Annotated in this window: 23 protein-coding genes; 8 read left to right on the forward strand and 15 right to left on the reverse strand. The window is 61.0% G+C overall.

Features of this window, described 5'->3' with window-relative positions; genetic code table 11:
* The first annotated feature begins 104 nt into the window (after window positions 1-104).
* From puuE to uraH, 3 genes are read left to right on the forward strand one after another with little or no spacing between them, the layout of a single operon-like run.
* Entirely contained in the window at window positions 105-1,010 is a 906-nt protein-coding gene (gene puuE / locus HLH48_RS16200) for an allantoinase PuuE (RefSeq protein ID WP_182998524.1), read from the forward strand.
* Window positions 1,007-1,534, forward strand: coding sequence for a 2-oxo-4-hydroxy-4-carboxy-5-ureidoimidazoline decarboxylase (gene uraD, locus HLH48_RS16205; protein WP_246387406.1), 528 nt, complete (start codon window positions 1,007-1,009; stop codon window positions 1,532-1,534). The genes puuE and uraD overlap by 4 nt, the downstream gene beginning before the upstream one ends.
* Entirely contained in the window at window positions 1,531-1,884 is a 354-nt protein-coding gene (gene uraH, locus HLH48_RS16210) for a hydroxyisourate hydrolase (protein WP_182998525.1), read from the forward strand. The genes uraD and uraH overlap by 4 nt, the downstream gene beginning before the upstream one ends.
* A 62-nt stretch (window positions 1,885-1,946) precedes the next feature.
* Here the strand turns inward: uraH and HLH48_RS16215 are convergent, their stop codons facing one another.
* The 4 genes from HLH48_RS16215 to HLH48_RS16230 all read right to left on the reverse strand — a co-directional run bounded on the left by HLH48_RS16215 (window position 1,947) and on the right by HLH48_RS16230 (window position 7,309).
* The gene (locus HLH48_RS16215) at window positions 1,947-2,975 is read right to left on the reverse strand and encodes an isocitrate/isopropylmalate dehydrogenase family protein (protein WP_182998526.1); all 1,029 of its coding nucleotides are present in this window, start codon (window positions 2,973-2,975) and stop codon (window positions 1,947-1,949) included.
* 184 nt (window positions 2,976-3,159) lie between these two features.
* A complete protein-coding gene (locus HLH48_RS16220) occupies window positions 3,160-4,935 on the reverse strand; it encodes an aminopeptidase P family protein (protein ID WP_182998527.1) in 1,776 nt (591 codons plus the stop codon).
* A gap of 149 nt (window positions 4,936-5,084) precedes the next feature.
* Window positions 5,085-6,296, reverse strand: coding sequence for an MFS transporter (locus HLH48_RS16225; protein ID WP_264813101.1), 1,212 nt, complete (start codon window positions 6,294-6,296; stop codon window positions 5,085-5,087).
* A gap of 83 nt (window positions 6,297-6,379) precedes the next feature.
* Window positions 6,380-7,309, reverse strand: coding sequence for a LysR family transcriptional regulator (locus HLH48_RS16230; protein ID WP_246387407.1), 930 nt, complete (start codon window positions 7,307-7,309; stop codon window positions 6,380-6,382).
* A 120-nt stretch (window positions 7,310-7,429) separates the two neighbouring features.
* Between HLH48_RS16230 and HLH48_RS16235 the strand changes: the two genes are divergently transcribed.
* Window positions 7,430-8,596, forward strand: coding sequence for an L-dopachrome tautomerase-related protein (locus HLH48_RS16235; protein ID WP_182998528.1), 1,167 nt, complete (start codon window positions 7,430-7,432; stop codon window positions 8,594-8,596).
* On the opposite strand, the gene HLH48_RS16240 is transcribed toward HLH48_RS16235, so the two are convergent.
* Together HLH48_RS16240 and HLH48_RS16245 are read right to left on the reverse strand one after the other, a co-directional pair.
* On the reverse strand, window positions 8,587-9,510 hold the full coding sequence (locus HLH48_RS16240) for a 50S ribosomal protein L11 methyltransferase (RefSeq protein ID WP_182998529.1): 924 nt from the start codon (window positions 9,508-9,510) through the stop codon (window positions 8,587-8,589). The two genes, HLH48_RS16235 and HLH48_RS16240, sit on opposite strands and share 10 nt — an antisense overlap.
* A complete protein-coding gene (locus tag HLH48_RS16245) occupies window positions 9,507-11,771 on the reverse strand; it encodes an ATP-dependent helicase (protein WP_182998530.1) in 2,265 nt (754 codons plus the stop codon). Before HLH48_RS16245 ends, HLH48_RS16240 begins: the two co-directional genes overlap by 4 nt.
* 59 nt (window positions 11,772-11,830) lie before the next feature.
* Here HLH48_RS16245 and HLH48_RS16250 point away from each other — a divergent pair, with 59 nt between their 5' ends.
* Window positions 11,831-12,565 carry a JAB domain-containing protein gene (locus HLH48_RS16250; RefSeq protein ID WP_182998531.1) on the forward strand — a complete coding sequence of 245 codons (735 nt, stop codon included), beginning with the start codon at window positions 11,831-11,833 and terminating at the stop codon, window positions 12,563-12,565.
* A gap of 10 nt (window positions 12,566-12,575) precedes the next feature.
* Here the strand turns inward: HLH48_RS16250 and HLH48_RS16255 are convergent, their stop codons facing one another.
* A complete protein-coding gene (locus HLH48_RS16255; RefSeq protein WP_182998532.1) occupies window positions 12,576-13,283 on the reverse strand; it encodes an HAD hydrolase-like protein in 708 nt (235 codons plus the stop codon).
* Between the two features lie 104 nt (window positions 13,284-13,387).
* Between HLH48_RS16255 and HLH48_RS16260 the strand changes: the two genes are divergently transcribed.
* A complete protein-coding gene (locus HLH48_RS16260) occupies window positions 13,388-14,017 on the forward strand; it encodes a JAB domain-containing protein (RefSeq protein WP_264813103.1) in 630 nt (209 codons plus the stop codon).
* Between the two features lie 27 nt (window positions 14,018-14,044).
* Window positions 14,045-14,236, forward strand: coding sequence for a transposase (locus HLH48_RS16265; RefSeq protein ID WP_182998533.1), 192 nt, complete (start codon window positions 14,045-14,047; stop codon window positions 14,234-14,236).
* Window positions 14,237-14,337: 101 nt separating this feature from the next.
* On the opposite strand, the gene glf is transcribed toward HLH48_RS16265, so the two are convergent.
* The 5 genes from glf to HLH48_RS16290 form a co-directional block, all read right to left on the reverse strand.
* Window positions 14,338-15,489: a UDP-galactopyranose mutase gene (gene glf / locus HLH48_RS16270; protein WP_182998534.1), complete on the reverse strand. Its 1,152-nt coding sequence runs from the start codon at window positions 15,487-15,489 to the stop codon at window positions 14,338-14,340.
* 231 nt (window positions 15,490-15,720) lie between these two features.
* Complete coding sequence (locus HLH48_RS16275) at window positions 15,721-16,644, reverse strand: DUF4422 domain-containing protein (protein WP_182998535.1); 924 nt, start codon at window positions 16,642-16,644, stop codon at window positions 15,721-15,723.
* Complete coding sequence (locus HLH48_RS16280) at window positions 16,641-18,185, reverse strand: glycosyltransferase family 2 protein (RefSeq protein WP_182998536.1); 1,545 nt, start codon at window positions 18,183-18,185, stop codon at window positions 16,641-16,643. The genes HLH48_RS16275 and HLH48_RS16280 overlap by 4 nt, the downstream gene beginning before the upstream one ends.
* Window positions 18,186-18,588: 403 nt before the next feature.
* The gene (locus tag HLH48_RS16285; protein ID WP_182998537.1) at window positions 18,589-20,865 is read right to left on the reverse strand and encodes a glycosyltransferase family 2 protein; all 2,277 of its coding nucleotides are present in this window, start codon (window positions 20,863-20,865) and stop codon (window positions 18,589-18,591) included.
* A 14-nt stretch (window positions 20,866-20,879) separates the two neighbouring features.
* The gene (locus HLH48_RS16290; RefSeq protein WP_182998538.1) at window positions 20,880-22,421 is read right to left on the reverse strand and encodes a hypothetical protein; all 1,542 of its coding nucleotides are present in this window, start codon (window positions 22,419-22,421) and stop codon (window positions 20,880-20,882) included.
* A 37-nt stretch (window positions 22,422-22,458) separates the two neighbouring features.
* On the opposite strand from HLH48_RS16290, the gene HLH48_RS16295 reads away from it, so the two are divergent.
* Window positions 22,459-23,391, forward strand: coding sequence for a putative nucleotide-diphospho-sugar transferase (locus HLH48_RS16295; protein ID WP_182998539.1), 933 nt, complete (start codon window positions 22,459-22,461; stop codon window positions 23,389-23,391).
* 166 nt (window positions 23,392-23,557) lie between these two features.
* Here HLH48_RS16295 and HLH48_RS16300 read toward each other — a convergent pair whose 3' ends face one another.
* The 3 genes from HLH48_RS16300 to HLH48_RS16310 are packed head-to-tail and all read right to left on the reverse strand — an operon-like array spanning window position 23,558 to window position 26,195.
* Window positions 23,558-24,205: an ABC transporter ATP-binding protein gene (locus tag HLH48_RS16300; RefSeq protein WP_182998540.1), complete on the reverse strand. Its 648-nt coding sequence runs from the start codon at window positions 24,203-24,205 to the stop codon at window positions 23,558-23,560.
* Window positions 24,202-25,008, reverse strand: a complete 807-nt coding sequence (locus tag HLH48_RS16305; protein WP_246387408.1) for an ABC transporter permease — start codon at window positions 25,006-25,008, stop codon at window positions 24,202-24,204. Before HLH48_RS16305 ends, HLH48_RS16300 begins: the two co-directional genes overlap by 4 nt.
* Complete coding sequence (locus tag HLH48_RS16310) at window positions 25,005-26,195, reverse strand: capsule biosynthesis protein (RefSeq protein WP_246387409.1); 1,191 nt, start codon at window positions 26,193-26,195, stop codon at window positions 25,005-25,007. The genes HLH48_RS16305 and HLH48_RS16310 overlap by 4 nt, the downstream gene beginning before the upstream one ends.
* Between the last annotated feature and the right edge of the window lie 56 nt (window positions 26,196-26,251).

Consider the following 26,251-nt stretch of genomic DNA (forward strand, 5'->3'; position numbering starts at 1 on the left):
CTGATCACGCTCGGCGCGCTGGAGGCCGTGCTGCGCGCCGAGGGCCATGCGCCGCCGGCGGGGGCGGCCATCGAGGCCGCGCGGGCCGTCTACGAGGCCGCGTCGTGAGCGAGGCCTACCCCCGGGATCTGGTCGGCTATGCCGGCGCGCCGCCCGATCCGCGCTGGCCGGGCCAGGCACGGATCGCGGTGCAGTTCGTCATCAATTACGAGGAAGGGGCGGAAAACTCCGTTCTGCATGGCGATGCGGGGTCCGAGGCCTTCCTGTCCGAGATGGTCGGCGCGCGATCGGTGCCGGGCGCGCGGGCGATGGCGATGGAAAGCCTGTACGAATACGGATCGCGCGCCGGGTTCTGGCGGCTGCGCCGCCTGTTCGTGGAGCGGGGGCTGCCGGTGACGGTCTTCGGGGTTGCCGCCGCCATGGCGCGCAACCCCGATGCGGTGGAAGCGATGCAGGAGGCGGGGTGGGAGATCGCCAGCCATGGCCTGCGCTGGATCGACTATCAGGATATTCCCGAGGCGCTGGAGCGCGCGCATATCCGCGATTGCATCGCGCTGCATACGCAACTGACCGGATCGCGGCCGCTGGGGTGGTACCAGGGCCGCACCAGCCCGAACACCGCCCGGCTGATCGTCGAGGAAGGCGGGTTTGTCTATGATGCCGATTCCTATGCCGACGACCTGCCTTACTACGACCGGCGCCATGGGCCGCCGCAACTGGTCGTGCCCTATACGCTGGATGCGAACGACATGCGCTATGTGGCGCTGAACGGGTTTACCGAGGGCGAGCAGTTCTTTCGCTATCTGCGCGATACGTTCGACGCGTTATACGAAGAGGGCGAGGTGGCGCCCAAGATGATGTCGGTCGGGCTGCATTGCCGCGTGGCTGGCCGTCCTGGCCGGGCCCGTGCGGTTGCGCGCTTCCTGGACCACGTTCTGGCCCACGACCGGGTGTGGGTGGCGACGCGCCTGGATATCGCCCGTCACTGGCAGGAGGTCCATCCGGCATGAGCGGCGTCATGCAATGCGTGAACGGGATGGATGCCGCGCGGTTCGTCGAACGGTTCGGCGCGCTTTACGAACATTCGCCCTGGGTGGCGAAGCGTGCGGCCGCCCTGCGCCCGTTCGCGGACCCGGGCGCGATGCTGGCGGCCATGAACGGGGTGCTGGAGAGGGCGACGGTGGCGGAGAAGCTCGCCCTGGTGCGCGCACACCCCGAACTGGCGCGTCGGGCGGGGCTGGACCCCGAGCTGACCGATGCCTCGCAGGCCGAGCAGGCCTCGGCGGGGCTGGATCGGCTGACGCCGGAGGAATATGCGCGGTTCAACAGCCTGAACGACGGCTATGCCGCGCGGTTCGGCATGCCGTTCGTGATCTGCGTCCGTCTGTCGGACAAGGCGCTGATCCTGTCGGAGATGGCGCGCCGGCTGGCGCAGACGCCGGAGCAGGAATTGGACACCGCGATCGCCGAGATCGGCAAAATCGCCGGCCTGAGGCTGACCGATGCGCTGGCGCGCGAGGAGCGGGATTCATGAGCACCCTGTCCAGCCATGTGCTTGATCTGGTTTCCGGCCGGCCGGCGGCGGCGATGGAGATCGCGTTGTGGGCAGGCGATACCTGCCTGTTTCGCGGCCGGACGAATGAAGACGGACGGTGCCCGGATCTGGCGGGGGTTGGGGAGTTGCCGCCGGGACCCTATCGGCTGGAATTCGCGGTTGCCGCGTTTTTCAGGGCGCGGGGCGTGGCGTTGAGCGACCCGCCGTTTCTGGATGTCGTGCCGATCGCCTTCGGGATCGCGGCGCCGGCGCCGGATGGCGGGGGGGGCCATTACCACGTGCCGCTGCTGGTTTCGCCCTATGGGTTCTCGACATATCGGGGAAGTTGAAAGCACGCCCCGCCGGAGCGGGGCGCGGGGTCGCCGGCTCCTGAGGGAACCGGCGGTTCGTATCAGACCAGGTGCTGCTTCAGCGCGGCGGTGAATTCGCGCGTGCCGGACTTGCCGCCCAGGTCACGGGTCAGCAGTTCGGGCTTGGTGATCACGGCGCGGATACCGCTTTCGATGCGCTTGGACAGATCGTCGCGTCCGATATGCTCCAGCATCATGTTCGCCGCCAGCAGCAGGGCCAGCGGGTTGGCCAGGTTCTTGCCGGCTATGTCGGGCGCCGAACCGTGGACGGCTTCGAACACCGCGGCTTTCTCGCCGATATTCGCACCCGGGGCCATGCCCAGGCCGCCGACCAGGCCGGCCGTGAGGTCGGACAGGATGTCGCCGAACAGGTTGGTGGTGACGATGACGTCATACTGCCACGGGTCGATGACCAGTTGCATGGCGCAGGCATCGACGATGCGCTCGTTGCATTCCACGCGGCCTTCGTATTCCTTGGCGACCTTGCGGCCTTCCTCCAGGAACAGGCCTGTCAGCAGCTTCAGGATGTTGGCCTTGTGGACCAGCGTCACCTTCTTGCGGCCGTGCTTGACGGCGTATTCGAACGCGAAGCGGACGATGCGGTTGCATTCGGCGCGCGAATTGTAGCCGGCGCCGGTCGCGATCCCGTGCGGGTCGTCGCCCACCGGAATGTAGCTTTCCATCGCCGCGTAGTACCCTTCCAGGTTCTCGCGCACCAGGACCAGGTCGATCTTGTCGAAACGGCCGCCGGGGACGAACGTGCGCGTCGGGCGCAGGTTGGCATACAGCCCGAATTCCTGGCGCAGCGTCACGTTGATCGACTTGAAGCCGCCGCCGACCGGGGTGGTCAGCGGGCTCTTGAGGGCCAGGCCGGTGCGGCGGATGCTGTCGATCGTCTGGGGCGGCAGCGGATTGCCGGTCGCGTCAACCGCCGCCATACCCGCGAGCTGCTTGTCCCAGGCAAACGGCGCGCCGACCGCGTCCAGGATTTCGGTCACGGAATCCATGATTTCCGGGCCGATCCCATCGCCGGGGATCAGGGTGGCCGGAATGGTCTTTTCAGCGGACATTGTCGAACGTCTCCCTCTGTGCTTTGTCGGGCCCGATCCGCCGGCCGTGCGTTCGCGAGGCGGGGCAGCCGGGCCGGAACCCGTATGGTCCTAGGCCCGTGGCAGACGGGTGACAATTGCACCCCCGGCCGCCATGCGGGCTTTCCCGGTCACATTATCTGGCGCTGTGCGGCCGGATTCCGCGCTATTCCGCCAGGATCGGGGCGCATGACGTGGCGAGCCATGCACGGGCGTCGGCATCCAGTTGCGGTGCGATGAGATCAAAAACGCGTGCATGGTAGCTGTCGAGCCACGCGACTTCCTCGCCCGTCAGCAGCGCCGGGTCGATCAGGCGTCGGTCGAACGGCGCCAGGGTCAGAGTCTCGAACGCCAGGAAATGCCGCCCGGCCTCGGCCGGGGCCGGATGGGCCAGCAGCAGATTTTCCAGTCGGATGCCGAAGGCGCCGGGCCGATAATAGCCTGGCTCGTCCGACAGGATCATCCCCGCCGCGACCGCTACCGGCCGATGGACCGGCGAGATCGAACACGGCCCCTCATGCACCGACAGGTAGCTGCCGATTCCGTGGCCGGTTCCGTGGTCGTAATCCAGGCCGTCCTGCCACAGCGCGTAACGCGCCAGGGCATCCAGCGCATGCCCCGTGGTGCCGACCGGAAAACGCGCCCGCGCCAGGGCGATATGTCCTTGCAATACGCGGGTGAACGGGCCGCGCACGCTGTCGGGGCCCGGCCCGGCGCCGGTCCAGACGGTGCGGGTCACGTCCGTGGTGCCGAACGGATATTGGCCGCCGCTGTCGATCAGATAGACCTCGTCCGCGCCGATCGTCCGCGCGGAGTCCGGGGTGACGCGGTAATGGATCACCGCGCCGTTCGGGCCGGCGCCGGAGATGGCGGGAAAACTTTCCTCGCGATAATCGCGGTTGAGGGCACGGAACCCGTCCAGCCTCGTCGCCGCCTGAAGTTCGTCCTGCCCCACGCCCTGTGTGTCGACCCAATGCAGGAAGCGGCACAGGGCCACGCCGTCGATCAGGTGCGCCTGGCGCGCGCCGTCCTGCTCGACCGTGTTCTTGCAGGCGCGGGGCAGAGCGCAGGGGTCGGCGGCGCGGGCGATCGTGGCGCCGGCGGCTTCCAGCGTCTGGATGAACCAGATGGATGTGCCGACCGGATCGACCCGTACATTTTGCCCGCCCAGGGCCGCCAGCGCCGCGTCGAGCCCGTCGGGCGGCACGATGCGGACCTGCGGCCCCAGCCAATGGGCGGTGTCGGGGGGGACGCGCGCCGGGTCGATGAACAGATCCACCCGCGCATCGGCGTGCAGGATGGCGAAGGCCAGGCAGACCGGCGTGTAGGGAATATCGTTGCCGCGAATGTTCAGCAGCCAGGCGATCGACGTCGGATCGCCCAGGATCGCCGCGTCCTGGCCGTCGGCACGCAGGATGTCGGCCATGCGCGTGCGCTTGGCGGCGCTGTCCTCGCCCGCGAAGGAGAGCGGGTGGGGCAGGCATGGGGTACCCGGAGCGGCCGGCCGGTCGGTCCAGACGCGGTCCACCGGATTGGCCGCCAGCGGTACCATCTCCAGCCCGCGCGCGAGATAGGGCTGCAACCCGGCCTCGCCCACCAGCCGGGGATCGTAGCCGATCCTGGACCCGCGCCCGCCCTGTGCGGCCAGCCATTCCGCGGGCGGCGTGTCGCGCAGATGCAGGCGGCCCCAGGCGGTGCCATCCACCTGATGATCCATCTGCGTGATGTAGCGCCCGTCGGAGAACACTGCCGCCGGCCCGTCGCGCAGCACCGCCGCCAGGCCGGCGCTGCCGGTGAAGCCGGTGAGCCAGGCCAGGCGTTCGGCATAAGGAGCGACATATTCGCCCAGATGCTCATCGCCGCGCAGCAGGAGGAAGCCGTCGACATCCATGTCTTCCAGCACGCGCCGCAACGCAGGAAGACGGGCTGAAATCTCGGACATTGCTCTGATCCTTATGCCTTAAAAACAGGATGTTCCGTCGGTATGGGCCTGCGATGGCGGATCGAGACCGGACTGGGCCTTGAATACCCCAGATCGGGCCCGTTGGCGACGGTCCGGGACCCGTGGGGATGGAAGCGGCCGCCGGCCGATCAGGTCTCCGGGTGCCCTACCATCTGCGCCGCCGGGAGACGGAGGACGGATATGAGAGCCCATGCGGATGCGCCGGCGGCGAACAGGAAAGCGGCTGGATACCCGAATCGCCCGGCGACCGCGCCGGCGAGCGGGCCCGTCAACCCCAGCCCGATATCCACGAAGGCGACATAGGCGCCCATTGCCGCCCCCCGGTTCTGCGGCGGCACATGCCGGGCGGCTTCCACCCCCAACGCCGGGAAGGTCAGCGAATAGCCGGCGCCGACGATGGCGCATCCGGCCAGGGCGATCCATGGCGATGGTGCCAGCCACAGCACGACCAGCCCCGCCGTCTGGAGCGGGATCGTCGCCACGGCCACCCGCCTGCCGCCCAGCCGGTCGGGCAGGCCGCCGAACACGAGCCGCGCGGCGATATAGGCGATGCCGAAGGCGGTGAGGCCGAAGGGCGCGCCCGGCCAGCCGCGCGCCGCGTAATCGAGCCCCAGGAAGGCGAACATCGTGCCGAACCCCACCGTGCTCAAGGCTAGGCTGACACCGTAAGGCCAGATCAGCCCGACAACCCGGAAGAACGCCAGCCGGCGCCCGTGATGCGGTGCGACCGGAGGCATGCCGGCGGCCTGCGCGCAGGCAAGCAGCGGCAGGATGGACGCCGCGAGCGCCACTTGACCGAATCCGCCCATACGCATCAGCGCCGTGCCGAGCGGGCCGCCGATACCGATCGCGCCGAACATGGCGATGCCGACCCAGACCATCGCCCGCCCGGCATAACGGGGGCCAACCGTGCCGATCGCCCAGGCCAGCACGCCGGTAATCAGCAGGCTCTCCCCCAGGCCAAGGACCGCGCGACCGGCGATCAGGAGCGCCAATGCGGGCGCGGGCGGGCAGCGGGCCCAGACGGACGCGCCGTAGACCAGGGACGCGGCGGCGCAGAGCAGCGTGCCCGCCAGCACCGCGGGCCGCGGACCGCGCGTATCGGTCACCATGCCGCCGAACTGGCGCGTCAGCAGGGTCGTGATGGATTGCACGGCCATGACCCAGCCCACCGTTACCGGACCGAAGCCGAGCACGTCATGGACCTCGACCGGCAGGACGGCCAGCGGCAGGCCTACCGTCAGGTAGCCGAGGAAGACCATCAGCGCGAAGGGCAGCAGGCGTCGCGTCGCCTCGCCGCCCGAGACGGGCGCCATGGATGTCATGTTCTGGTGGCTCACGGGGATCTCCGGATGCGGTGGGCGGGGGTGCATCATCGCCCCGCATCCTCCGGCCGTTCAGTGCAGGGACGACAATATATGGTTCAGTATTCCGCAATCGGCGTCGAGTCGGCGCAGACCTGCCGCAGGCGCGCGCGGAGCCAGCGATGTGCCGGATCGGCCTGGACCCGGGGATGCCATGTCTGCGCGACGGTGACGGGCGGGGTCGCGACCGGCAGCGGGAAGCTCGTCATGCCCTCGCGGACCGTGCGCGTCAGCCGCTCGGGCACCACGGCGAGCAGATCGGTCTGCCGCGCCAGCAGCACGGCGTCGATGAAACCCGCCACCACGGCGACGACGGGACGCGTATGGCCCTGCGCTTCGAGCGCCGCGTCCAGCGGCCCGTGCGGGCGGCCGCGCCGGGAGGCGGAGATTTGCGGCGTGCGGCAGAAGCGCGCCAGGGTGATTTCCCGGGTCGCCAGCGGGTGCTCGGGACGCACGACGCCGATGAAACGATCGACGAAGAGCGACTGGACCATGATTTCGGGGCCGCTTCCGCCGGGCGTCGCGATATCGAGATCGATACGGCCGTCGCGCAGGTCGGCAACGTTTTCGTCGCCCTGCTGCACGAAGCGGATTACGACATTCGGGGCTTCCCGCCGCAATCGGGCAATAAGCGCGGTGCCGAAAGTGGCGACGAATCCGTCGGTCGCGCGCAGGGTGAAGCGGCGGTCGAGCCTCGACGGATCGAAGGAAGGCGCGGCTTCCAGCACGGTGCGCGCGGCTTCGATCAGATCGCGCAACTGCGCGCGCATGGTCTCGGCGCGTGGTGTGGGCACGAGCCCGCGCCCGGCGCGCACGAGGATCGGATCGCCGGTCAGCGCGCGGATGCGCCCTAATACGCGACTCATGGCCGGTGTGCTGAGGTTCATGCGCTCGGCCGCCTTCGCCACACTGCCCTCGGTCAGCAATATGTCGAGCGAGGCGAGAAGGGCGAGGTCTTTGGGATGCATCGGATGCAGCGATAGCAGCAATCGTTGCCGCTTTCATCCCGCCGGTGGAAAAGTGTCACGTGACATGATGGCGCTTTCTGCACAAATGTCGTTGGGGGTACAAGCGGGACACTGCCTTCGACCCTTGGTTCCGGTGCTTCCATGCGTTCAAGCCGTGCCCGTTTCGCGTCATGTTGTCTGGTGCTTGCGGCCGGTCTGGTGTCGGGTGTGGCATGCGCCGCGCCTGGGGTGCCGGCCGACAGTGTCGACCATGGATACGCGCCGTCACCGAACGTGACGGTGATCGGCCGGTTTCGCGATGCCGAACCGTCGGGGATCGTCGTGCTGCCCGACGGGCGGCTGCTTCTGTCCTTTCCCGCCAGTGCCCAGGCGCATTCCGGCCCGGTTCTCGCGGTATGGCGCGATGGCGTGCTGACGCCCTTTCCCGACGCGGCGACGCAACGCGCCCTCCGCTCGCCGCTGGGCGTGACGCTGGACGGACGGGGGCGGGTCTGGGTCGTGGACGAAGGCTGGGTCGCGGGTTCCGACGCGCCGCATGCGCCGATGCTGGTCGGCATATCGCCCGGTATGGGAAAGGAGGGCGAGGGCCGGGTGTTCGCGCGCTTCGCGCTGACCGCGCCGGTCACGCGCCCGGATTCCCATGTGAACGACGTCCGGGTCGATCTGACGCATGGTTCGGCGGGGACGGCTTTTCTCTCCGATACGTCGCTGGCCGGTCATCCCGCGCTGATCGCCGTCGATCTGGCCAGCGGACGCGCGCGGCGGCTACTGGCCGATCATCCGTCCGTCAGCCCGGACAAGGGGTTTGCCATCGAACTGGACGGGCAGATGGCGCAATACAGCGCCACGCGCCCCGTCATGGGGCAGGGCGGTGTGAACGGGATCGCGCTGAGCGCGGATTCCTCGCGACTCTATTGGAGCCCGCAATCGTCGCGCCGGTTGTATAGTGCGCCGACCGCCGTGCTGGCCGATCCGGCGGCGACGGCGCAGGCCGTTCGGGCCGCCGTGCGCGACGAGGGGGAGACTGCGTCGTCGGACGGGCTGCTGGCCGCGCCGGACGGCGGACTCTACATCACCGACGAGGAGCGGCATGGGATCCTGTATCGCGATTCACAGGGCCGGTTGCAGATGATTGCCCATGATCCGCGCATGATCGCGCCCGACAGCATGGCGCTGGACGGGAACAGCCTGCTGGCGACCATCGGGCAATGGCCGCGCCTTCCGGTGTTTCACGACGGCCGCGACCTACAGGAACGCCCCTATCTGCTGATTCGCATCGCGCTTCCCGCCGGGCTTCGTCATTCCTGACCGGTTTTGTGGGGGCAGGCCGCGCGGCGCAGGACGAGTGTGGACCAGTCGCCTTCGGTCAGGTGCCGTTCCAGGATCAGGCCCTGTCGCCTGTGGGCGGCGATGACCATCCTGGCCTGGCTGTTCAGCAGGCCGGCCAGGATGGCGGTCCCTCCCGGGGCCAGGTGCGCGGCGAGGTCCTTGGCCATCAGGCAGAGCGGCCGGGCCAGGATGTTGGCGAAGATCAGGTCGAACGGGGCATGGCGCTTCAGACCCGGCGTGCCCCAGCCATTGCCCAGCCGGGCGGTCACCAGGGTCGATAATCCGTTCAGCGCGGCATTCTGCTGCGTGGTGCGGACCGACCACGGATCGATATCCACCGCCAGTACCGGGCGGCGCAGCAGGGCGGCGGCGGCCATGGCCAGGATGCCCGAGCCGCAGCCCATGTCCAGGATTCGGCGTGGGCGGCGATAGGCCACCTGTTCCAGGGCGCGCAGGCAGCCGCGGGTCGATCCATGCTCGCCCGAGCCGAAGGCCATGCCGGCGTCCAGCGTGATCGCGATGCGATGCGATGGCGACGCGTCCTCCAGATGGGTGCCGCGCACCACGAAACGCTGGCCGACATCCTGTTCGGGGAAGGCTTCGTAGGTTCGGGCCAGCCAGCCCTCGGCCTCGGTACGCGTGCGCTCCAGATCGGCGGCATGGCCGCTGACGGCGGCGGCGAGGGCCAGGGCGGCCGTCAGTTCCGCCTCGCCGTATCCGACATCGCGCACGCCCTCGACCCGCCACAGGACCTGCGTGTCGTCGACCTCGAAGATTCCGATGGTGGAGCAGACGACCGACAGGGCGTCCTCGTACGCCATGACGGCGTCGGCGGGGACGGTGACGGCAATGGTTTCCAGTTCCGTCGCGTGGCGACGGGTCAGACTTGTCATGGTGCTTTCTCGACAAAACTGTCCAGGAGACGTTTCGATCCGGCCTTGTCGAAGGCGACGTCCAGCCGGTTGCCTTCGACGGACGACACCGTTCCGTATCCGAATTTCTGATGGAAGACGCGCGTTCCGACGGTTAGCGCCGTTCCGGACCGGGATTCGCCTTTATCGGCGGAATCGGTCGCGCGTGGCCGGCGCGCGGTGACGGGGAAAGCGCTGGAGAAGACGGGGGCCTGGCCGAGGCCGCGGCTGCGCGTCTGGCTGGCGGCGCCGGTGGTGGTGACATATTCGTCGGGCAGTTCCTCGATGAAGCGGCTGGGCATGGCCGACTGCCAGTTGCCGTAAATGCGGCGGCTGGCGGCGTGGCTGATGATGGCCCGGTGCCGTGCCCGCGTGATGCCGACATAGGCCAGGCGCCGTTCTTCCTCCAGCCCCTTCAGGCCGCCTTCGTCGAGCGTGCGCTGGGACGGAAACACGCCTTCCTCCCATCCCGGCAGGAAAACGGTGTCGAATTCCAGCCCCTTCGCGCCGTGCAGGGTCATGATGCTCAGGCGCTCGGCGCCCGCGCTTTCCTCATTTTCCATCACCAGGGCGACATGTTCGAGGAAATGGCCAAGGCTGTCGAAATCGGCCAGGGCGCGCACCAGTTCCTTCAGGTTGTCCAGCCGGCCCGGCGCCTCGATCGAGGTATCTGCCTTCCACATGTCGATATAGCCGCTCTCCTCCAGCAGCCTGTCGACCACCACGACATGGCCTTCGCGCGGCAGGGCTTCGCGGCCCTGGGCGAGGTTGTTCAGCAGGGCGGCCAGGCTGTCGCGGGCCTTTCCCTTGATCTCGCCGCGTTCCAGCATGGTGCCGATCGCCGCTGTCAACGGTATGCCGGCATCGCGGGCGGCCTGGTGGAATTTCTGCATCGCGACCGCGCCGATGCCGCGTCGGGGGACGTTGACGATGCGTTCGAACGCCAGGTCGTCCGCCGGTTGGTTGAGCACCCGCATATAGGCCAGCGCGTCGCGGATTTCCGCCCGTTCGTAGAAGCGCAGGCCGCCGACCACCCGGTAGGGCAGGCCCAGCGCGATCAGCCGTTCCTCGAACGCGCGGGTCTGGAAGCCGGCGCGGACCAGGATGGCGATTTCGGACATGCGGTGGCCGCCGGCGCGCAGGCGTTCGACTTCCTCGCCGACCAGCCGGGCCTCGTCGTCGGAATCCCAGACCGAGGCCACGCGCACCTTCTCGCCCGAGGCGTCGTCGCGGCCGGGGCGCAGGGTCTTGCCCAGCCTGCCGTCATTATGGGCGATCAGGCCGGAGGCGGCGCCCAGGATCTGCGCGGTGGAGCGATAATTGCGTTCCAGCCGGACGATGGCGGCGCCGGGGAAGTCGCGCTCGAAGCGCAGGATGTTCTCGACCTCCGCGCCGCGCCAGGAATAGATCGACTGGTCGTCGTCGCCGACGCAGCAGATGTTCGATTGCTGGCCTTCGCGCTGGGCCAGCAGGCGCAGCCACAGATACTGGATGGTGTTGGTGTCCTGATATTCGTCGACCAGGATGTAGCGGAACAGGCGGTGATACTGGGCCAGCACGTCGGGGCGGGTGCGCAGGATTTCGGTGACGTGCAGCATCAGGTCGCCGAAATCGCAGGCGTTGAGCTGTACCAGCCGGGCCTGGTAGCTGGCGTAGATCGCCCGGCACCGGCCGTCCGCGAAGTCGCAATCCTCGGCCGGGGTTACGCGTTCGGGTGTCAGGCCGCGATCCTTCCAGCGCTGGATCACGCCCAGGATGCCCTGCGGCGGCCAGCGCTTGCTGTCGATGCGCAGCGGCTCGATCACCTGCTTGAGCAGGCGGAGCTGGTCGTCGGTATCCAGGATGGTGAAGCCGGAACTCAGCCCTACATATTCCGCGTGGCGGCGCAGCATGCGGGCGCACAGCGCATGGAAGGTGCCCAGCCACAGCCCTTCGACCGGCTCGCCCAGCAGGGTGCCGATGCGCTCGCGCATTTCGCGCGCCGCCTTGTTGGTGAAGGTCACGGCCAGGATCTGGTAGGGCCGCGCGCGGCCCGACAGCAGGATATGGGCGAAGCGCGTGGTCAGGACGCGCGTCTTGCCCGTTCCGGCACCGGCAAGGACCAGCAGCGGGCCGTCGGTCGTCTCGATCGCCATCCGCTGTTCGGGATTGAGGCGCTGGAGATAATCCGGAGCGTCAGGGAGGGGGGCTGGGGTCTGGTTCACGGTTCCCGTATAGGGCGTCGCGGGACTATGACCAAGCATTGCGGACTGATTTCCGCGTCGGGAAACGGGTCCGTGGGCAAGGGGAGACAGGCGGCGTCATGACGCGGACGGGCAGGGGCGGTGGCAAAGGCGGGGGGCAGGCGCCGCCTTTCAGGGAAACCGGGCCGGCCGGGCATCGGGCACGGATGCGCGCCCGGGTTCTGACGTCCGGCGCCGCGTCGCTGGCGGATTACGAGATCGTGGAGATGCTGCTGTTCATCGGCGTGCCCCGGCGGGATACCAAGCCGCTGGCCAAGGCCCTGCTGAACCGGTTCGGCAGCCTGGGCGCGCTGCTGTCGGCCGCGCCGGAGGCGCTGCGCGATGCCGGTCTGTCCGAGCGGGCGGCGGAAGCGCTGGCATTGCCCGCCGCCGTGGCCGAGTGCCTGTCGCGGCCCGATCCGCTGACCCGCACGCCGATGGGAGATTGGGATGCCGTATTGCTCTATTGCGATACGCGGCTGGCGGATGCGCCCTCCGGCCAGTTGAGGGTTCTCTTCCTCGACAGCATCAACCACATCATTGCCGATGAGGCGGTGGATGATGGCGTGACGGGCGACACGCCCGAGCTGACCCAGCGCCATATCCTGATGCGGGCGTTGGACCTGCACGCCTCGGCGCTGGTCGGCATCCGCATCGCGCCCTCCTGGCCGCCGCCGGTCGCGATGATCGAGGGCGATGCGGTGCTGATGCAGGCCATTTCCTATCACGCGCAGAACCTGTCCCTGACTATCCAGGACCATGTGTTCCTGCGGCGCGGGCGGTGGCTCAGCCTGCGTCAGCAGCGCAGGCTCTGAACTGCCTCGGCTATTCCGCCGCCGGGTGGATGTGCGCCGCCGCGAGCTGGTGTCGGATTGCCGCCATCAGTTCGCCGGGGTCGGTCACCAGGGCATCCGCGCCGGCCTCGGTCAGTTCCTCCTCGCCGCCATATCCCCACAGGACGCCCAGCGCGCGGATATGGTTGGCATGGGCGCCGCTGATATCGAACCGGCGGTCGCCGATCATGACCGCGCGGTTGGTGGGGATCTGATGTTCCTCCAGCAATTGCGCGATCAGTTCCGGTTTTTCGGCGCCGGTATCGTCGGGGCGCGCACCGTACAGGGCCGTGAAATAGGGAGTCAGTTCCCGCAATTCCAGGATGGCGCGGGCCAGGTGAACCGGCTTGGAGGTTGCCAGGAACAGCCGGGCGCCAGAGGACGTCACTGCCTCGATCACCTCGCGCATGCCGGGAAAGACCGGGCTGCGATGCATGCCGCGCCGTTCGTAGTGGTAGCGATAGCGGCGCACTGCCTCTTCGGCCCGTTCGTCGTTATAATGGCGCAGGACGCGGGCCACCAGATCGTGCAATGGCGGCCCGACAACCCAGGTCAGGTCTACCGCCGGGTCGGGTTCATGGCCAAGATCGCGTATCGCGTCATGCAGCGAACTGATAATTCCGGCACGGGAATCGACGATCGTACCGTCGAGATCGAGAAGAACCGCGTCATGATGATTGAGAGACGACAGAACATTCATACCGGCGATGGTCCTTTTGGCTCCATGAACGCTCCTTATACCCCTCCCGCCGCTTCGCGACCATTGCCGGCCTTCCTTGCGGATGGTCGGGGGGGCAGGGTAGCGTGACGTCGTCCGCCGCCGACACTGCTGACGTCGCGCTGCTGTCCGCGATCCTGGGCCTGATCCTGCCGCCGGGCGTTGACCCCGCGGGGCTGGCGCGCACCATGCTGACGCGCTTCGGCACCGCCGGCGCCGCGCTGGCCGCCGATGCCGATGACTTGTCGGCCGTTGCCGGCGGGCGCGTTCAGGTGGTCGTCACCTTGCCGCTGCTGCGCGAGGCCGCCATCCGGCTGATGCGCACGCGCATTCGCCAGGGCAGCCTGCTGGCGTCACACGACGCACTGATGGCCTATCTTCACGCGGTTCTGGCGCGCGATTCGCTGGAGCAGTTTCGCGTGCTGTTCCTGGACCGGGATGCGCGCCTGATCGCCGACGAAGTGCTGGCCCAGGGCACGATCGACCAGACGCCGGTCTATCCGCGCGAGGTCATGCGTCGCGCCATTCGCCTGAAGGCAAGCGAACTGATCCTGGTCCATAATCATCCGGGGTGGAACCCGAGGCCGTCGCGCGAGGATGTCACGATGACCCGGCGACTGGAACAGATCGCCACCGTGTTGGGGTTGACGGTGCGCGATCATGTGATCGTCGGAAATGGTGGAGCCACCAGTTTCCGGCAATCCGGCTTGCTTTGATCGGGCCTGGTAAAGTGGTCCTCGGCAATGGGTCCAGGTCTCTTGATTGGCGTGGAGCGTCGGCGGCGCTGGCCCGATGAGCAGAAGCTGCGGGTTCTGTCCGAGGTTGGGGTGGACGGGGCGACGGTATCGGATGTGGCCCGCCGTCACGACCTGACACGGCTGTGGGCGATGCTGACGCGTCGCCCACAACTCCACATGATGGACATCATCAGGTAGATCTGATGGTCGCCTGAAAAAAACCTACCGGACCAGGCTTTCCAACTTAAATTCGGCCACCCGTGGTCTTTAAGACAAAAGCCACTGCATTGAGCGGGCGGTTATGACGGGTCTATAAAAAATGACGGCAACGCCGCTTTGTCCGTTTCCAGAAGTTGATCGAGACGGTCGCACACAGCGAGGGCTTCGGAAATCGTGACGTCCATGTCGAGGTAGCGATAGGTTCCGAGGCGGCCAAGGAAGGAAACGGACGGCGTCTGGCGTGCCAGCGCAATGTAATTGTCCAGCATCGCCTTCTCGTTGACGAGACGGATGGGATAATAGGGGATGTCGTTCGGCTCGGCTAGGCGACTATATTCCTTGAAGGCGACTGTCCGGGTAAATTGATCCGCTTCCCATGGCGCGAAATGCTTGTGCTCGGAAATGCGGGTGAACGGGATGTTCTGGTCGCAGTAATTGATCACCGCGGTGCCCTGATAATCGCCTTCTTCTTCGATGCGTTCAAAATCAAGCGTGCGGTATCCCAGGCGGCCGAGCTTGAAATCGAAATAACGGTCGATGGGGCCGGTATAGAAGACGTGGCGGAACTCTTCCGAAACGTCTTCGAACTTTGTTTCGAGCCGAATTTCGATATTGTCCGATTTCAGAATATTGGCGATGATCGCCGTATATCCCTCTTCCGGCATTCCCTGATAAGGGTGATTGAAATAGTTATCGTCATAATTGAAGCGCAATGGCAGGCGCTTGAGGATTGAAGCAGGAAGATTCGTGGGTTCGAATCCCCATTGCTTGCGGGTGTAACCATAGAAAAAGGCCTTGTATAGTTCAGGACCGATCATCGACAGGGCCTGTTCTTCGAAGTTTTTGGCTTCCGTGATCGATTTGTCGGATTTCTGCTCAATGAAGGCGCGGGCTTCTTTGGGCGAGAGCGTCGTGTTGAAAAACTGGTTGATCGTCAGGAGATTGACGGGAAGCGTATAGACATGACCGCCCGAGATCGCTTTTACCCGGTTGATATACGGCCGGAACGTACCAAAGCGCTGCACATAGTCCCAGGCCCGCTTGTCTGCCGTATGGAAAATATGCGGTCCATAACGATGCACCATGACCCCGGTCGACGTATCGCGCTCTGTATGGCAATTGCCCGCGATATGGGCCCGCTCGTCGAGCAGAAGGACCTTATGCCCTTTTTCTGAGAGATGACGAGCAAGGATTGCCCCGCTGAATCCTGCTCCGACGACACAAAATCTCATAGTCTGCTCCAGGAAATGAAAAAATGCTGAATTTTCAGGGACCGTGGACTTGAGGCGAGACCCTCATGCCAGTGGCAAGGCTTGACAGTATGATCCAAAGCTTCAGGATGTGACATCCAACGCGTTTTTGCACGAAGTATAAAGGAACCCGCCACATGCCTGAATAGACCATCATGGTGCTTTTAATCTGGTTCCTGCTGGCCTTGATGTTTGTGCTGCGAGAGGGAGGCGTCAGCCTCCCGCTCCTATGGTGAACTGGCGATTGCCCATACGGACTGTCACTGCTCGATCGAGCTTCTTGATAAAGAATTTCTTGCGGCCGGCAGGAGGAACCTGAAGGAAGCCTTCTTTTGGAAGGTTGCCTAGCAACCGCTCCAGTTCCATGATCTTGGCACCCTCACGGCGTTTTTTCTCGACAAAAATATTAATGATGCGTTCGCCAATAAATCCGGATACGCGGCGTTCGTGCGGGTTGAACTTGTAGATCGGGGCACTCAAATCAATCTGATTTGTTACAGTCATCGTAATGTCAAAGACCCATTTCATATATTCCTGAAAGACGTCCCATTTCATGATGAACATGTGACAGAAATACCCGCGCGTCGAATGCATGACTTTTTCAGTCAGTTGGGCATCTTCCGGATAGAAATCCTTGATCACCTTCATGGTGAGGTTGATATCGCGTGAGATATGGCAGTTACGATAATGTTCGTAGAGTGTTCCCGGTTCATTCCAATCCGGCGGACGCTGGACATCCTCGATATGGGGCAGGACGATATCTGCCCCCTCAATGGCATTCAGGATGGTGTCATAATCCCAGCCGAACCGTTTCATGGTTTCTGGTTTGAAATCAAAGAAGTTTCGCTCGGACCAGTGTCGCTCGGGGGCGAAGGGCAGGCCGAAATTCAGCAGGCGCCTGTAATGGAAGAAGCCGACATAATCTGTCCTCGGTGCGTTCTTCCATGCCCAGTACATGGCCGTCATTTCGCAGAACATGGGGTTCATCTTGGAGATGTTGTCGCCTGTATCATCTCCCTGTACGCCCGGAAGGCGTGGATTGATGGCGGCTCCTCCTTGGATAGGGATAAAGGGCGCCTCTTTGGGAAGATCGAAAAAGCCACTAGTGCAAAGATAGATCTGAACGCGGTTTTTCATGCGCCTTCCCCGTAGAAATTCGAAATCGTCACATCAGAGGCCCAACTCGGGAACCCGGAAAGACACTTAACAAAAAATTCAACGTCAAGCTGATTGATAGATAGTCCTTCAGGAATATCCAGATAGGAGAGGAGTATCTTCTCTCCTACATGAAGAACTGTTTCCTTCTCTGACAGGACCTGACGGTCTGGCCCGAGAATCCGCTGGTGAATGGCGAGCTTAGAAGCGCGGCTTTCCTGCGCACAGGATAGAAAATACCAAAGCCGTGTGGTCCCTTGTCCAGCAAGGCGAACCATGATCCGTGCCGGCTCCATCTCCGCACTGTGAACGGGGGGCAGGAGGATAATGCGATCGTGCTGGCAGATGGCCGCAGCATAATCTGGAAGATCCGAATAATGCGTGAGATTGGTCTCATGTCGCGCGATCGTCAGTTGATGGGATCGAGCACTCTCTTCGGCATCGAGATCATACTGGGTCACCACCATCTGGAGCTTATTTACGCCCAGAAAACGGGGAGGCGGCTGATGCTGGCCGGGATGGGAGCGGGAGACCAACTCCTGGAATTCCTTCCAGGATGCACACTGCCGCGCGAACATGGCCATGAAAAGCACATGGTCTGGCATATAAGCCCGATTGATCTGCGAGAAATTCACCGGTTCCAGCGATCGACGCAGCATCAGGTGGAAGATTTTGGCGACAAAATTATCCGCGATCAGTGTGTCGCCGGATTTATCAGTCAGATGCAGAAGCTCTTTGATCATCCGCTCCCACCAGATGGCCTTGACGCTTTCGTACTGGCCACTGCGATGGAGGAAATCGAGAGCTTTTTCCTGAGCGAGGAAGACATCGGCAAAGATATTGCGACCGGCGGTCAGGGAACGGTTTTTCTTCGAATCACGAATGCGATAATAATAGAAGGGCTCGCCCACAACGGAAATCCGTTTTGCTTGGGTCATGGCTTCCCATTGAAACGGGATATCCTCCCCGATCAGGGCAGGGAAGCGCATCTGGTGGTGTTCCAGGAACTCTCGGCGGTAGCATTTGTCCCAGACCGGGGTTGGCATGGACAGGACGGCAGGGCAGGACCGGGCATTGAACGGCAGCGTCGCATAGCGGACGACGGGGTCGACAAAATGCGAAATAATACGGGCGCCTTGCGAGAAAACGGCATAGAACGAACCCACGACCATATCGGCAGAGGTCCGTTCGGCTTCCATGTAGAAGGCTAGGCCGTAGCCGGGATCAACCCAATCATCAGAATCGACAAAACAGATATATTTTCCGCGCGCGTGCTCCAGACCTGTATTGCGGGCGGGGCCCAATCCCTGGTTCTTCTTGTGAAGAACCAGGCGAATTCGTGAGTCCTTTGCGGCGAACCGACGGACTTCGGCCAGCGTGGTGTCTGTCGAGCAATCTTCAACGACAATAATTTCAAAACTGTCGAGTGATTGTTTTTGTAGAGAAGTTAAGCATTTCCCAATGTAATTTCTGACATTATAGGCTGGGACAATAAACGAAACTTGTATTTCTTCACTGCTCATTATGCCTCTTGCTCCGTTATTTTAATATTAATGACTTTTTAATTGCCTTTTATCGATAATGAAGGTGACAGGATCGATAGGAACCGCCTTGTTTCTCAGGAGATCGGACATATTGACTGGCTATGCGGCTTTTGACACGATTGCCAACTCTATGCAATGGCTAGGTTCGGCGAACTTAAAGTCGCGCTCACAAGAGTTCTTTTGATCATTGTTCAATGTGAGGGCGCGTGGTTAATAAAAATATAGCATAGGCGATTAAAGTTCCCTCATATTCTGGAAGTGTCCAGTTTTGGATTGCTTCATTAGAGCGTATTGTAGGCCTATGCGCGAGAGTAGTTCGGTGCGATCGCGCCGAGAATTATCTTGAGGAACTCCAGGGCAGCGCGCTCTGAGGATGTGCGTATCAGGGTATATGCGGGTGCGCCTTCAATGCACATGGCCGGGCAAGGCTCTTGTCCAATTCTTTAGTCATGTTGTCTTTGAGAGGGTCTCGGGCCAATATCAGGCTACTCAGGTCTATCGGGGATTGTTCCAGGCTCTGCTGTTGCAGCGTGCGGCGTCCAAAGAGGTCGGTAAAGCAGAGTCGCCCGTCATGGACCCAGATGCCGATCAAGGGCAGATCGGGCGGCAGACCATCCATCACCTCAAGCAAACGCAGATCGAGAAACAGCGCACCCTCCGGCGCGTTGAGAAGAGCATTGCGAAGATTCTGGACGGGTTCTATTCGGACCGGCGCTGGGGCAAGTGCAGCACAGCATTGGCGAGAGAAGCGCGTTTCGTTTGTTCCTGCAATAATGAGGCGAATGAGCCCTTCTGTCTTATGTTGCGCCAGCATATCGACAAGAGACTGGGTGGACGGGTCATAATCCATTCTCTGTGCGAGAAGGATGAGGCAGCCGGGCGAAGGTGGGCGGAGGAACCGCGCCTGCTGTGCGGAAGAGCGAGACGCATAGCCTAGGTAGACAGAGGAGAGGTCGAGGTTCGGGCTGTAATACGGGTCTGCCTCGCGGATGCCGGGATAGCGGGTACGGGCGTACAGGAAATGCTCGCGGTTGGCCTGATGTTTGCGTGCCGTGACATCATATCCGCGGGAGCGGGATTCATGATGAATAATCCGGCTGCGGGTAGTGACGTACTGAGTGTAGCCCAGATCTCGTAGGCGCAGGCAGAGCGCGACGTCATTGAAAGAAAGCGGAAGATGTTCATCAAACATGCCGGCCTTCAGAAAGATGTCTCGCCGGATAGCCAGGCAGGCGCCTGTCACGGCGGACACCTCCCGCTGCGCGGTCAGGATGCCGTGATAGATGTCTGTATCGGCGGGGAGCCCGACGCCGATATGACCAACCCCACCATTCATGCCGATCAGACAACCCGCATGCTGTATGGTGTTGTCCGGGTAGAGTAGCAGACTTCCCACAGCTCCGGTTTGAGGGCGCTGGAGGAGAGCCAACATGTCGGGAAGCCAGTACGCGTCTTTAAACTCGATATCATCGTTGAGAAAAAACAATATCGCGCCTTCGGTTTGGCGTACGGCTTCATTATTGACAGCGGAATAATTGAAATCCCGATCGTAATAAATCAGCCGGCAGGGCATCAGACAGTCTTTCAGCGCGGCTTCCGCCTGTTCAGGCTCCTTGTTGGTGATGATGATGGTTTCCAACTGTTCCCGATACCCTTCCGTGGTGCGATACAGGCTTTCCAGTAGCGTCTGTAGATAGGTGCCATGGAAGGCGGTTGGGATGACAAGAGAGACCTTCAGCCCTTCCATGATTGGTGGCGATGGGGCCGCCGCAGGTGAAATCGGGGGGACGAGTCGAGCGGAAACGGACGCGGGCAGATGACTCAAGCAGAGTGGCAGATGCCGGACCTGAGACGAGGAAAGATGTCTGAGCATCTCATACAGGTACGAATCGTCCGGCCTGCCCTGTTCAGCCAGCCAATCGGGAGAAAGTGCGCAGCCTGCGGCGAGATAATCCACTTGGCCGAGCAATTCCGGAGAAAAGGCGGGTTTGAAGAATGGACGCTCATGTAGAATCGTACTGAGGTGCGTGTCGTGATCGGCGTAGAATAAAATGCTGCCGTCGGATAGGGCGCGGCATGCGATCTGCCCATAATCCGGGACCAGCATGGCGGCCGTTCGCATCCATATGATGGCGTCATAGACATCGAGTTGGGTGGGGAGCGGGTCAGAGAGCGGATTGACCACTACTGTACATCCTCGCTGCTCCTGTAAACTGGCCAGGCAAACGGGGTAATCGGGTGACCGGAGGGCCTCTGGACTGATGAGCACCAGGAGCCGGCGCGGGGTGACCTCATCATCGTTCAAGCGAGGCAGAGGGTGGGCTTTCCGCCAGTGATGATAAGCCAAGTCAATGTGTGTCGGTGCGCGCCCTTTTTCGCGAAAGGTGCGCCAGAGGGCAGCCAACCCATGTTGCTTCGTGTGTTGAAACAGGGCTTGGAGATGCTGAGCGGCCAGGCGCAGGCGGGCAAAACGGGCGCGCCAGCGGCGGTTATGATGCGTGACCTGCCGGATGGGCAGTGTCATTCGCCAGGAAAGCGAGTTTTTTAGTCGGGCATTGCGTTGGTAGAACGTTAGAAAAGAATGCTCAAGATCTCTGTAGGCCAGAGCTCCAGAGGGATATTCATCCAGATCAGGGGGAAAGCTCGGCTTTTCTTTCATGTGAAGTGCCGTCCTTACTGGGCGAGTCCAAGAGAAATAAGCGCGTCATGAATAGAATTGTAAGCTTTTGCAAGCTCTTTGAGATCCATTTTTTTTGAGAGATCAAATTTTGGATGGATTTTCGGCGGCGTGATTGCGGCGTGACCCATGAAGCCGATTCCGGTGCGAGACAGGGTCAATTGTGGCCGCTCAGGATGTTGATAGGCGATGGAGAACTGGCCGTCGTCGTCACCGTGGCTCGTGCTGCCTAGTAGCCATGCGTGGGAGCCGTCGCCGAGTTGCAGCCCGGCCTGTTCAGGGCTGGTCGGCTGGGCATGCTCATCGTGCAGGATCAAGCTGTAGGGCCAAGTGTCGGCAGGCAAGCTTCCGCCCAGTTCGGTCGTATAACGATTGCGCAATCCCGGCCCCGTCGCTCCGGGTAGGCGGTGGTCGATCTCCAGGCCGGCTTTGCTCCAGTCATACAGGCCAATGCCGATGACAAAATTAGAACGCGCGCTGAACGGAATATAAGGACTGCCGCCATTCCCGCCGATACGCAAGGCATAGTCTGCAGCTGGCCCGGCTGAGGGCAGGGTGCCATCATAGGTGTGGCGATCGCCGGAGAAACCGGCCAGATCGAGCATGGCGGTAACAGGATAAGAGCGGGCATCCAGCGGGATGCCGGCCGCAGTCATTTCGTTTTCCAGCATGGGCGTTGCGACGAGGGATTGTCCATAAGCGCCCATATGGCTGGACGAGAGCGCCTGCACGCCGTTGCTCATATTCATGATTCGTCCCGAATAGACGATTTCTAGCTCGGGAGATTTCTGGGGCTCCGGGGCATAGGGGGTTTGGAGATGAAAATCAGTGACCCAATAATGCTGGCCAGGTGGATGAATGCCATGATTATTGGCTCGGACGTAAGCGTAATAGGAAGAAAATTCATTGTGGCCGTGAGTTGGTACGGCCTCATTATAGATATCCATGGAGTTTTGCAGGCCAATGGCCGTGCCGCTGGAGGGCCGAGTGCGCCCATAGCTGACAAGTACATTCACCGGAGAGGGCAACTTGTCATAGGCATCCCAGTTATGCGCATTGTCATAAGCGTGGCTGAAGGTGACTTCATCCTTTGGCGAGATGACTAGCGGATGATTATGAGTCAGGCTATTGTAAAGGAAGAAATCCGTTGGCCCGATGCCTGAATATTGTCCCAGCACCCAATTGCCGAATTTAACGTCTGAACGCGGGAATTTCGGGTCGTCAGGAAGCAGATCGATATGTGTACCTTCCTGGCTGTTATAACGGATAACAGAAGGGGCTGGGTCAGCATGAAGGATAGTCGTGTGCGCCATAAAACCGAAGAAACAGGCAACGGACAGCAGGAGGGATGAATAGGAGGGCGTTCTGTATTGGAACGGATTGAAACAATAGGGGAGATGAAAAGAAGCAGGCAACGAGGTAAGCGAGCGGCGAGCGGCGTTCGATCTGACCGATGACATTATCTGTTTACTCCTGTTCACATCATGCGACGGAACTTGCTTCATGACACATGTGCCTTCCCATTCTTCGTCTCCCATCCGACTCTCCTGTATCAGCACGTCTGACGCCGAACCCATGCTGATCCGCTTCCTCTCCGGTCTAGAGAAAGAGATCACAGTTACGTGTCACGCCCTCGATCTTCCTGACAAGCCCGGCCTAGGCGGCGGCCCGAACCTATGGAAAAGCAAGACGCGCCTTCTTATTGAAGCCTGTCCGATCGAAGGCCAGCAAGATGAGGAGAAGTTCGAGATTTTCTCCGATATAGATATCACCATCTACCGCCCATTTAGGGAACGGTTGCCTGCCTTGATGGAAGGCTATGATATCTTGTTCCAGCGCGAGTGGCTTTGGGAAAAGAGCCGCGCCAATATCGGGTTCATTGTCTTTCGTTGTACGCCGGCTGTTCGTGCATTCTGGGAAGAAATCCTTCGTCGCGTAGAGGTGAATAATGTCTGGGACCAGGAAGCGGTCAATATGCTTCTGGAAGACAAAGATTTTCTTGAAAAGAATAAGATAAAAGCAGGCTTTCTGCCGGAAGAGTTCTGGTGTTTTTCGATGGGCGCCCTGCCAGATTCTCCCTGTGTAATTCATCATGCAAATTGCGCGACCAGTATGGCAAAAAAATGGTTGCAGATGACATTATACCAGCCTCTGTTCGCGTCATCTTCCTGCCACCAACAAGGCGCATTTGCTACCGTTGTCCGGAAACTGACGAATCGGGTATGGAGTTGTGGCAAGCTGGACCGGCGTAATTTGATCGGGCAGTTTGCTATCGGCGATGATGGGGCCGTTCAGCCTCATAATGGCAAGATCGACTTTCAGCATGTCACCGTTACTGATGGTGGGTTAGTTCTACATCGTAAAGGCGAAAAACTGAAATCAATTCTGGATGAGTTCTATGTTGATGCTCATCGTGGGCGCATGCTATGTGCCGGACGGTTGTGTCCGGAAGATTTTCTCTCAGCCCGACAGCGTAACGGTTTTTTCTTCATGCATGCCCCATTATGATTTGAAGAAGACATAGTTGAAGCCTATCGTTAAGTGATATGCTGTTTTATGATCCGGGGCACTGGATCAATTGATCTCCTTCTTCACGAAATTCATATAAAAATTTCGGAGGAAAGAGATCAGATACTTAAGAGTACACCTCTATCTGATTTTATTCAGTTTGATATCAGAAGTTATTGTACATATCTACTCCTTCTTGGACACTAGCGCAGATGGTCATTTTGCCATCCCGCAGAACCATACTGTGGTCGCAAGTTTCTCTGATAAAATCCATGCTGTGGGACACAATGATAAGGGAGCGATCGCTCCGTTTGTCGAAAAGTTCTTGGCGGCATCGTTCGGTAAAACGAGCATCGCCGACCATGATAACTTCGTCGATAAGATAACAATCGAATTCAATTGCGATGGAAAGGGCAAATGCAAGGCGAGCGCGCATACCCGACGAATAAGTCTTGACCGGTTCGCGAAGGTGGTTGCCCAACTCCGCGAAGTCATCTACGAAACCGCGCATTTCAGCATAGTCTCGGTTATAGATGCGGGCAATGAAACGCAGATTATCCAAGCCGCTGAGGCTGCCTTGGAATGCCCCAGAGAAGGCCAGTGGCCATGAGACGGACATGTCCCTTTCAACCCGTCCGGCCGTTGGGAGGTCAACGCCGCCGATGATCCGCAGCAGTGTTGATTTTCCCGCGCCGTTATGGCCAAGGATTCCCCATTTTTCGCCTCGTTGAACGGTACAGTTGATTCCGTTCAGAACACGACGAACGCCCGATGAGGTATGGAATTCTTTAATAATGCCATCGCATTTTATCATCCTGTGATTTCCAAATGTTTCCTGATATTGGTTGTCAAAAGAATGCCAATTATTAACAATAATACAGTCATCCACGTATTATAAAAGAGATCGTATCTGACACTCGCAGAAATACCAAACTGCCCACCTCTGACCATTTCTATATTATTTGCCATAGGAGATAGCAGTAGTATCCATTGATATCGGAGCGGAAGCCAAGCAACCATGATAAAGGCTCCAGAAAATGGAAGAGAAAGATAAGAAAAAATGGACACAATTTTTTCGATAAAATCGGACATTTCACTTAAAGCGGCTCCAATCAATGCTGTTGCAAAGCAAAAAAAGCACTGATACGTCAAGCCAAGAAGAATTAGGCCATAATTCTGTGGAGTTTTCATGAAGCCGAGCATAATTGCAGCTAAAGCTACAAACAATCCGGCCATAATTGTCCCAATGATTTCCAGAAACGTACGCGCGGTTATAATATCGAAAGGTGTAACTTGTCGATGGAAGAGCAGGCTGCCATTTGCTTCATACGCCTTTATTGCTCGAGCCAAGCAATGACGCCACATTGTAAGGGGAACATATCCTGTTACTACGATAGCGGTCATTGCCAACCCATGTTCGCGAGCCGGCCGTATAGCTGTCCAGACGATGGCTACCCCAGAGCAGAACAAGATGGGCTCACCAACTAGCCACAGAAAACCCAGATTATCTCGCCCATAGCGAGTGTGGATTTCCCGCAGGATAAGAGCATGGATAACCTTGTACTGAATCTTGAAATGATAGAACAGGGATTCGCTCATTTGCGATTGCCATTTCATGTGATCCTATGCTCCCTGGCTCCAGCGGTTAGCAATCTTGCCATGACGTAGACGCCGTAGAAGCACAGGATCGAAATCGCCATCACTTTGATCGTCGGCGGATAAGTAGGATAATCGGGTTTGTCGGGCTGGGTTACCTCTTCGAGGAATACCATCTGATGATCAGCACGGGATTTGGCGCTCTGGAGTGATGCCACTTCGGACGCCAGAACCTGCTGTAGAATCTGCCGCTGGATGGTCAGGCTGTCATATTCGGTCAGTTGCGGCACTAGGGAATTCGGGTCTCCCGTGAGGCGGGCTGAAGCGGTTTCCAGTTCCTTGCGCAGGATATTGATCTGTTGCTGGTATACGGCGATGGCAGGGCTGTCGGGGGCGGTCTGCCGCGTCTGGTCCAGGCGCATCTGCGTGGCGGTCAGCAGCGATTGCAGGGCGTATTGCGTGGAAACCAGCGGCACGCTCTGTCTTTCCGGATCGATCATCGCGCTGGTATTGCGGAATGATGCGAGGCGGGTTTGCAGGTCGCGGATCTGGCCCAGCGTCTCGGTCACTTCCTTCTGCGCGGCGTCGACCAGGTTTGCTCGTTGGCGGCGATTTATCTCGTTCACCAGATCTTCCGCAGCAGCGATGAGTGCTTTCGCGATGCGTTGTGAATCGTCTGCGCTGAAGGTCCGGACCGTCAGGACGGATAGCGAGGTGTCGGCGTCGATTTGCGCCTTGATGTGCCTCTTGTAATATTTATAGAAGCTTTCGAGATCCCGCCGGGAATACCAGTTGGGAAAACGGGCAAGAAAGTCAGCCTCCTTGCGCGAGAAGACCTGGGCGAGATCGTTGTTGCGGAGCAGGAGGCCCATGGCATCGCGCGAGACCAGATAATCCTGTACAGCGAAGGTATCGTCACTGGTGACGGATTCACCCGCGCCGCTTTGCAGCATCATGGTCAGTGGCAGGCCGCTCATGGAGTGTTCGCCACGCACCATGAAGTGGGCTTCGGAAATATACTGCGGCGTGGCAATGCACGTCAGATACAGAAACAGCAGGATATTGGGCACGATAACCGCAAAAAAAAGCCCAACCCCGATCTTGTTCTTCACAAAGGTCGCGCAGGCTTCGTACGCCTTCGCTGAACGAACCGGCCGGGATGCCGGCGTTATGGCCGGTGAGGGATGTTCCTGAAACGCATCTGACATCGAAAGACTTTCCTGCTCCAACCTTGATCGAAAAACTGCACATATCCCGTCCGGTT

Origin of the sequence: Gluconacetobacter sacchari, assembly GCF_014174255.1 — a bacterium.
Classification (GTDB): Bacteria; Pseudomonadota; Alphaproteobacteria; order Acetobacterales; family Acetobacteraceae; genus Gluconacetobacter; species Gluconacetobacter sacchari.

What these genes read in the sequence shown, in the direction of transcription:
- HLH48_RS16220 (WP_182998527.1), bottom strand. Translation starts at nt 4,935, where the DNA reads ATGTCCGAGATTTCAGCCCGTCTTCCTGCGTTGCGGCGCGTGCTGGAA.
- uraH (WP_182998525.1), top strand. Translation starts at nt 1,531, where the DNA reads ATGAGCACCCTGTCCAGCCATGTGCTTGATCTGGTTTCCGGCCGGCCG.
- HLH48_RS16240 (WP_182998529.1), bottom strand. Translation starts at nt 9,510, where the DNA reads ATGACAAGTCTGACCCGTCGCCACGCGACGGAACTGGAAACCATTGCC.
- HLH48_RS16275 (WP_182998535.1), bottom strand. Translation starts at nt 16,644, where the DNA reads ATGAAAAACCGCGTTCAGATCTATCTTTGCACTAGTGGCTTTTTCGAT.
- HLH48_RS16280 (WP_182998536.1), bottom strand. Translation starts at nt 18,185, where the DNA reads ATGAGCAGTGAAGAAATACAAGTTTCGTTTATTGTCCCAGCCTATAAT.
- HLH48_RS16305 (WP_246387408.1), bottom strand. Translation starts at nt 25,008, where the DNA reads ATGAAATGGCAATCGCAAATGAGCGAATCCCTGTTCTATCATTTCAAG.
- HLH48_RS16245 (WP_182998530.1), bottom strand. Translation starts at nt 11,771, where the DNA reads ATGCTTGGTCATAGTCCCGCGACGCCCTATACGGGAACCGTGAACCAG.
- HLH48_RS16285 (WP_182998537.1), bottom strand. Translation starts at nt 20,865, where the DNA reads ATGAAAGAAAAGCCGAGCTTTCCCCCTGATCTGGATGAATATCCCTCT.
- HLH48_RS16295 (WP_182998539.1), top strand. Translation starts at nt 22,459, where the DNA reads ATGCTGATCCGCTTCCTCTCCGGTCTAGAGAAAGAGATCACAGTTACG.
- HLH48_RS16310 (WP_246387409.1), bottom strand. Translation starts at nt 26,195, where the DNA reads ATGTCAGATGCGTTTCAGGAACATCCCTCACCGGCCATAACGCCGGCA.
- HLH48_RS16265 (WP_182998533.1), top strand. Translation starts at nt 14,045, where the DNA reads ATGGGTCCAGGTCTCTTGATTGGCGTGGAGCGTCGGCGGCGCTGGCCC.
- uraD (WP_246387406.1), top strand. Translation starts at nt 1,007, where the DNA reads ATGAGCGGCGTCATGCAATGCGTGAACGGGATGGATGCCGCGCGGTTC.
- glf (WP_182998534.1), bottom strand. Translation starts at nt 15,489, where the DNA reads ATGAGATTTTGTGTCGTCGGAGCAGGATTCAGCGGGGCAATCCTTGCT.
- HLH48_RS16300 (WP_182998540.1), bottom strand. Translation starts at nt 24,205, where the DNA reads ATGATAAAATGCGATGGCATTATTAAAGAATTCCATACCTCATCGGGC.
- HLH48_RS16235 (WP_182998528.1), top strand. Translation starts at nt 7,430, where the DNA reads ATGCGTTCAAGCCGTGCCCGTTTCGCGTCATGTTGTCTGGTGCTTGCG.
- HLH48_RS16255 (WP_182998532.1), bottom strand. Translation starts at nt 13,283, where the DNA reads ATGAATGTTCTGTCGTCTCTCAATCATCATGACGCGGTTCTTCTCGAT.
- HLH48_RS16290 (WP_182998538.1), bottom strand. Translation starts at nt 22,421, where the DNA reads ATGGGAGACGAAGAATGGGAAGGCACATGTGTCATGAAGCAAGTTCCG.
- HLH48_RS16215 (WP_182998526.1), bottom strand. Translation starts at nt 2,975, where the DNA reads ATGTCCGCTGAAAAGACCATTCCGGCCACCCTGATCCCCGGCGATGGG.
- HLH48_RS16250 (WP_182998531.1), top strand. Translation starts at nt 11,831, where the DNA reads ATGACGCGGACGGGCAGGGGCGGTGGCAAAGGCGGGGGGCAGGCGCCG.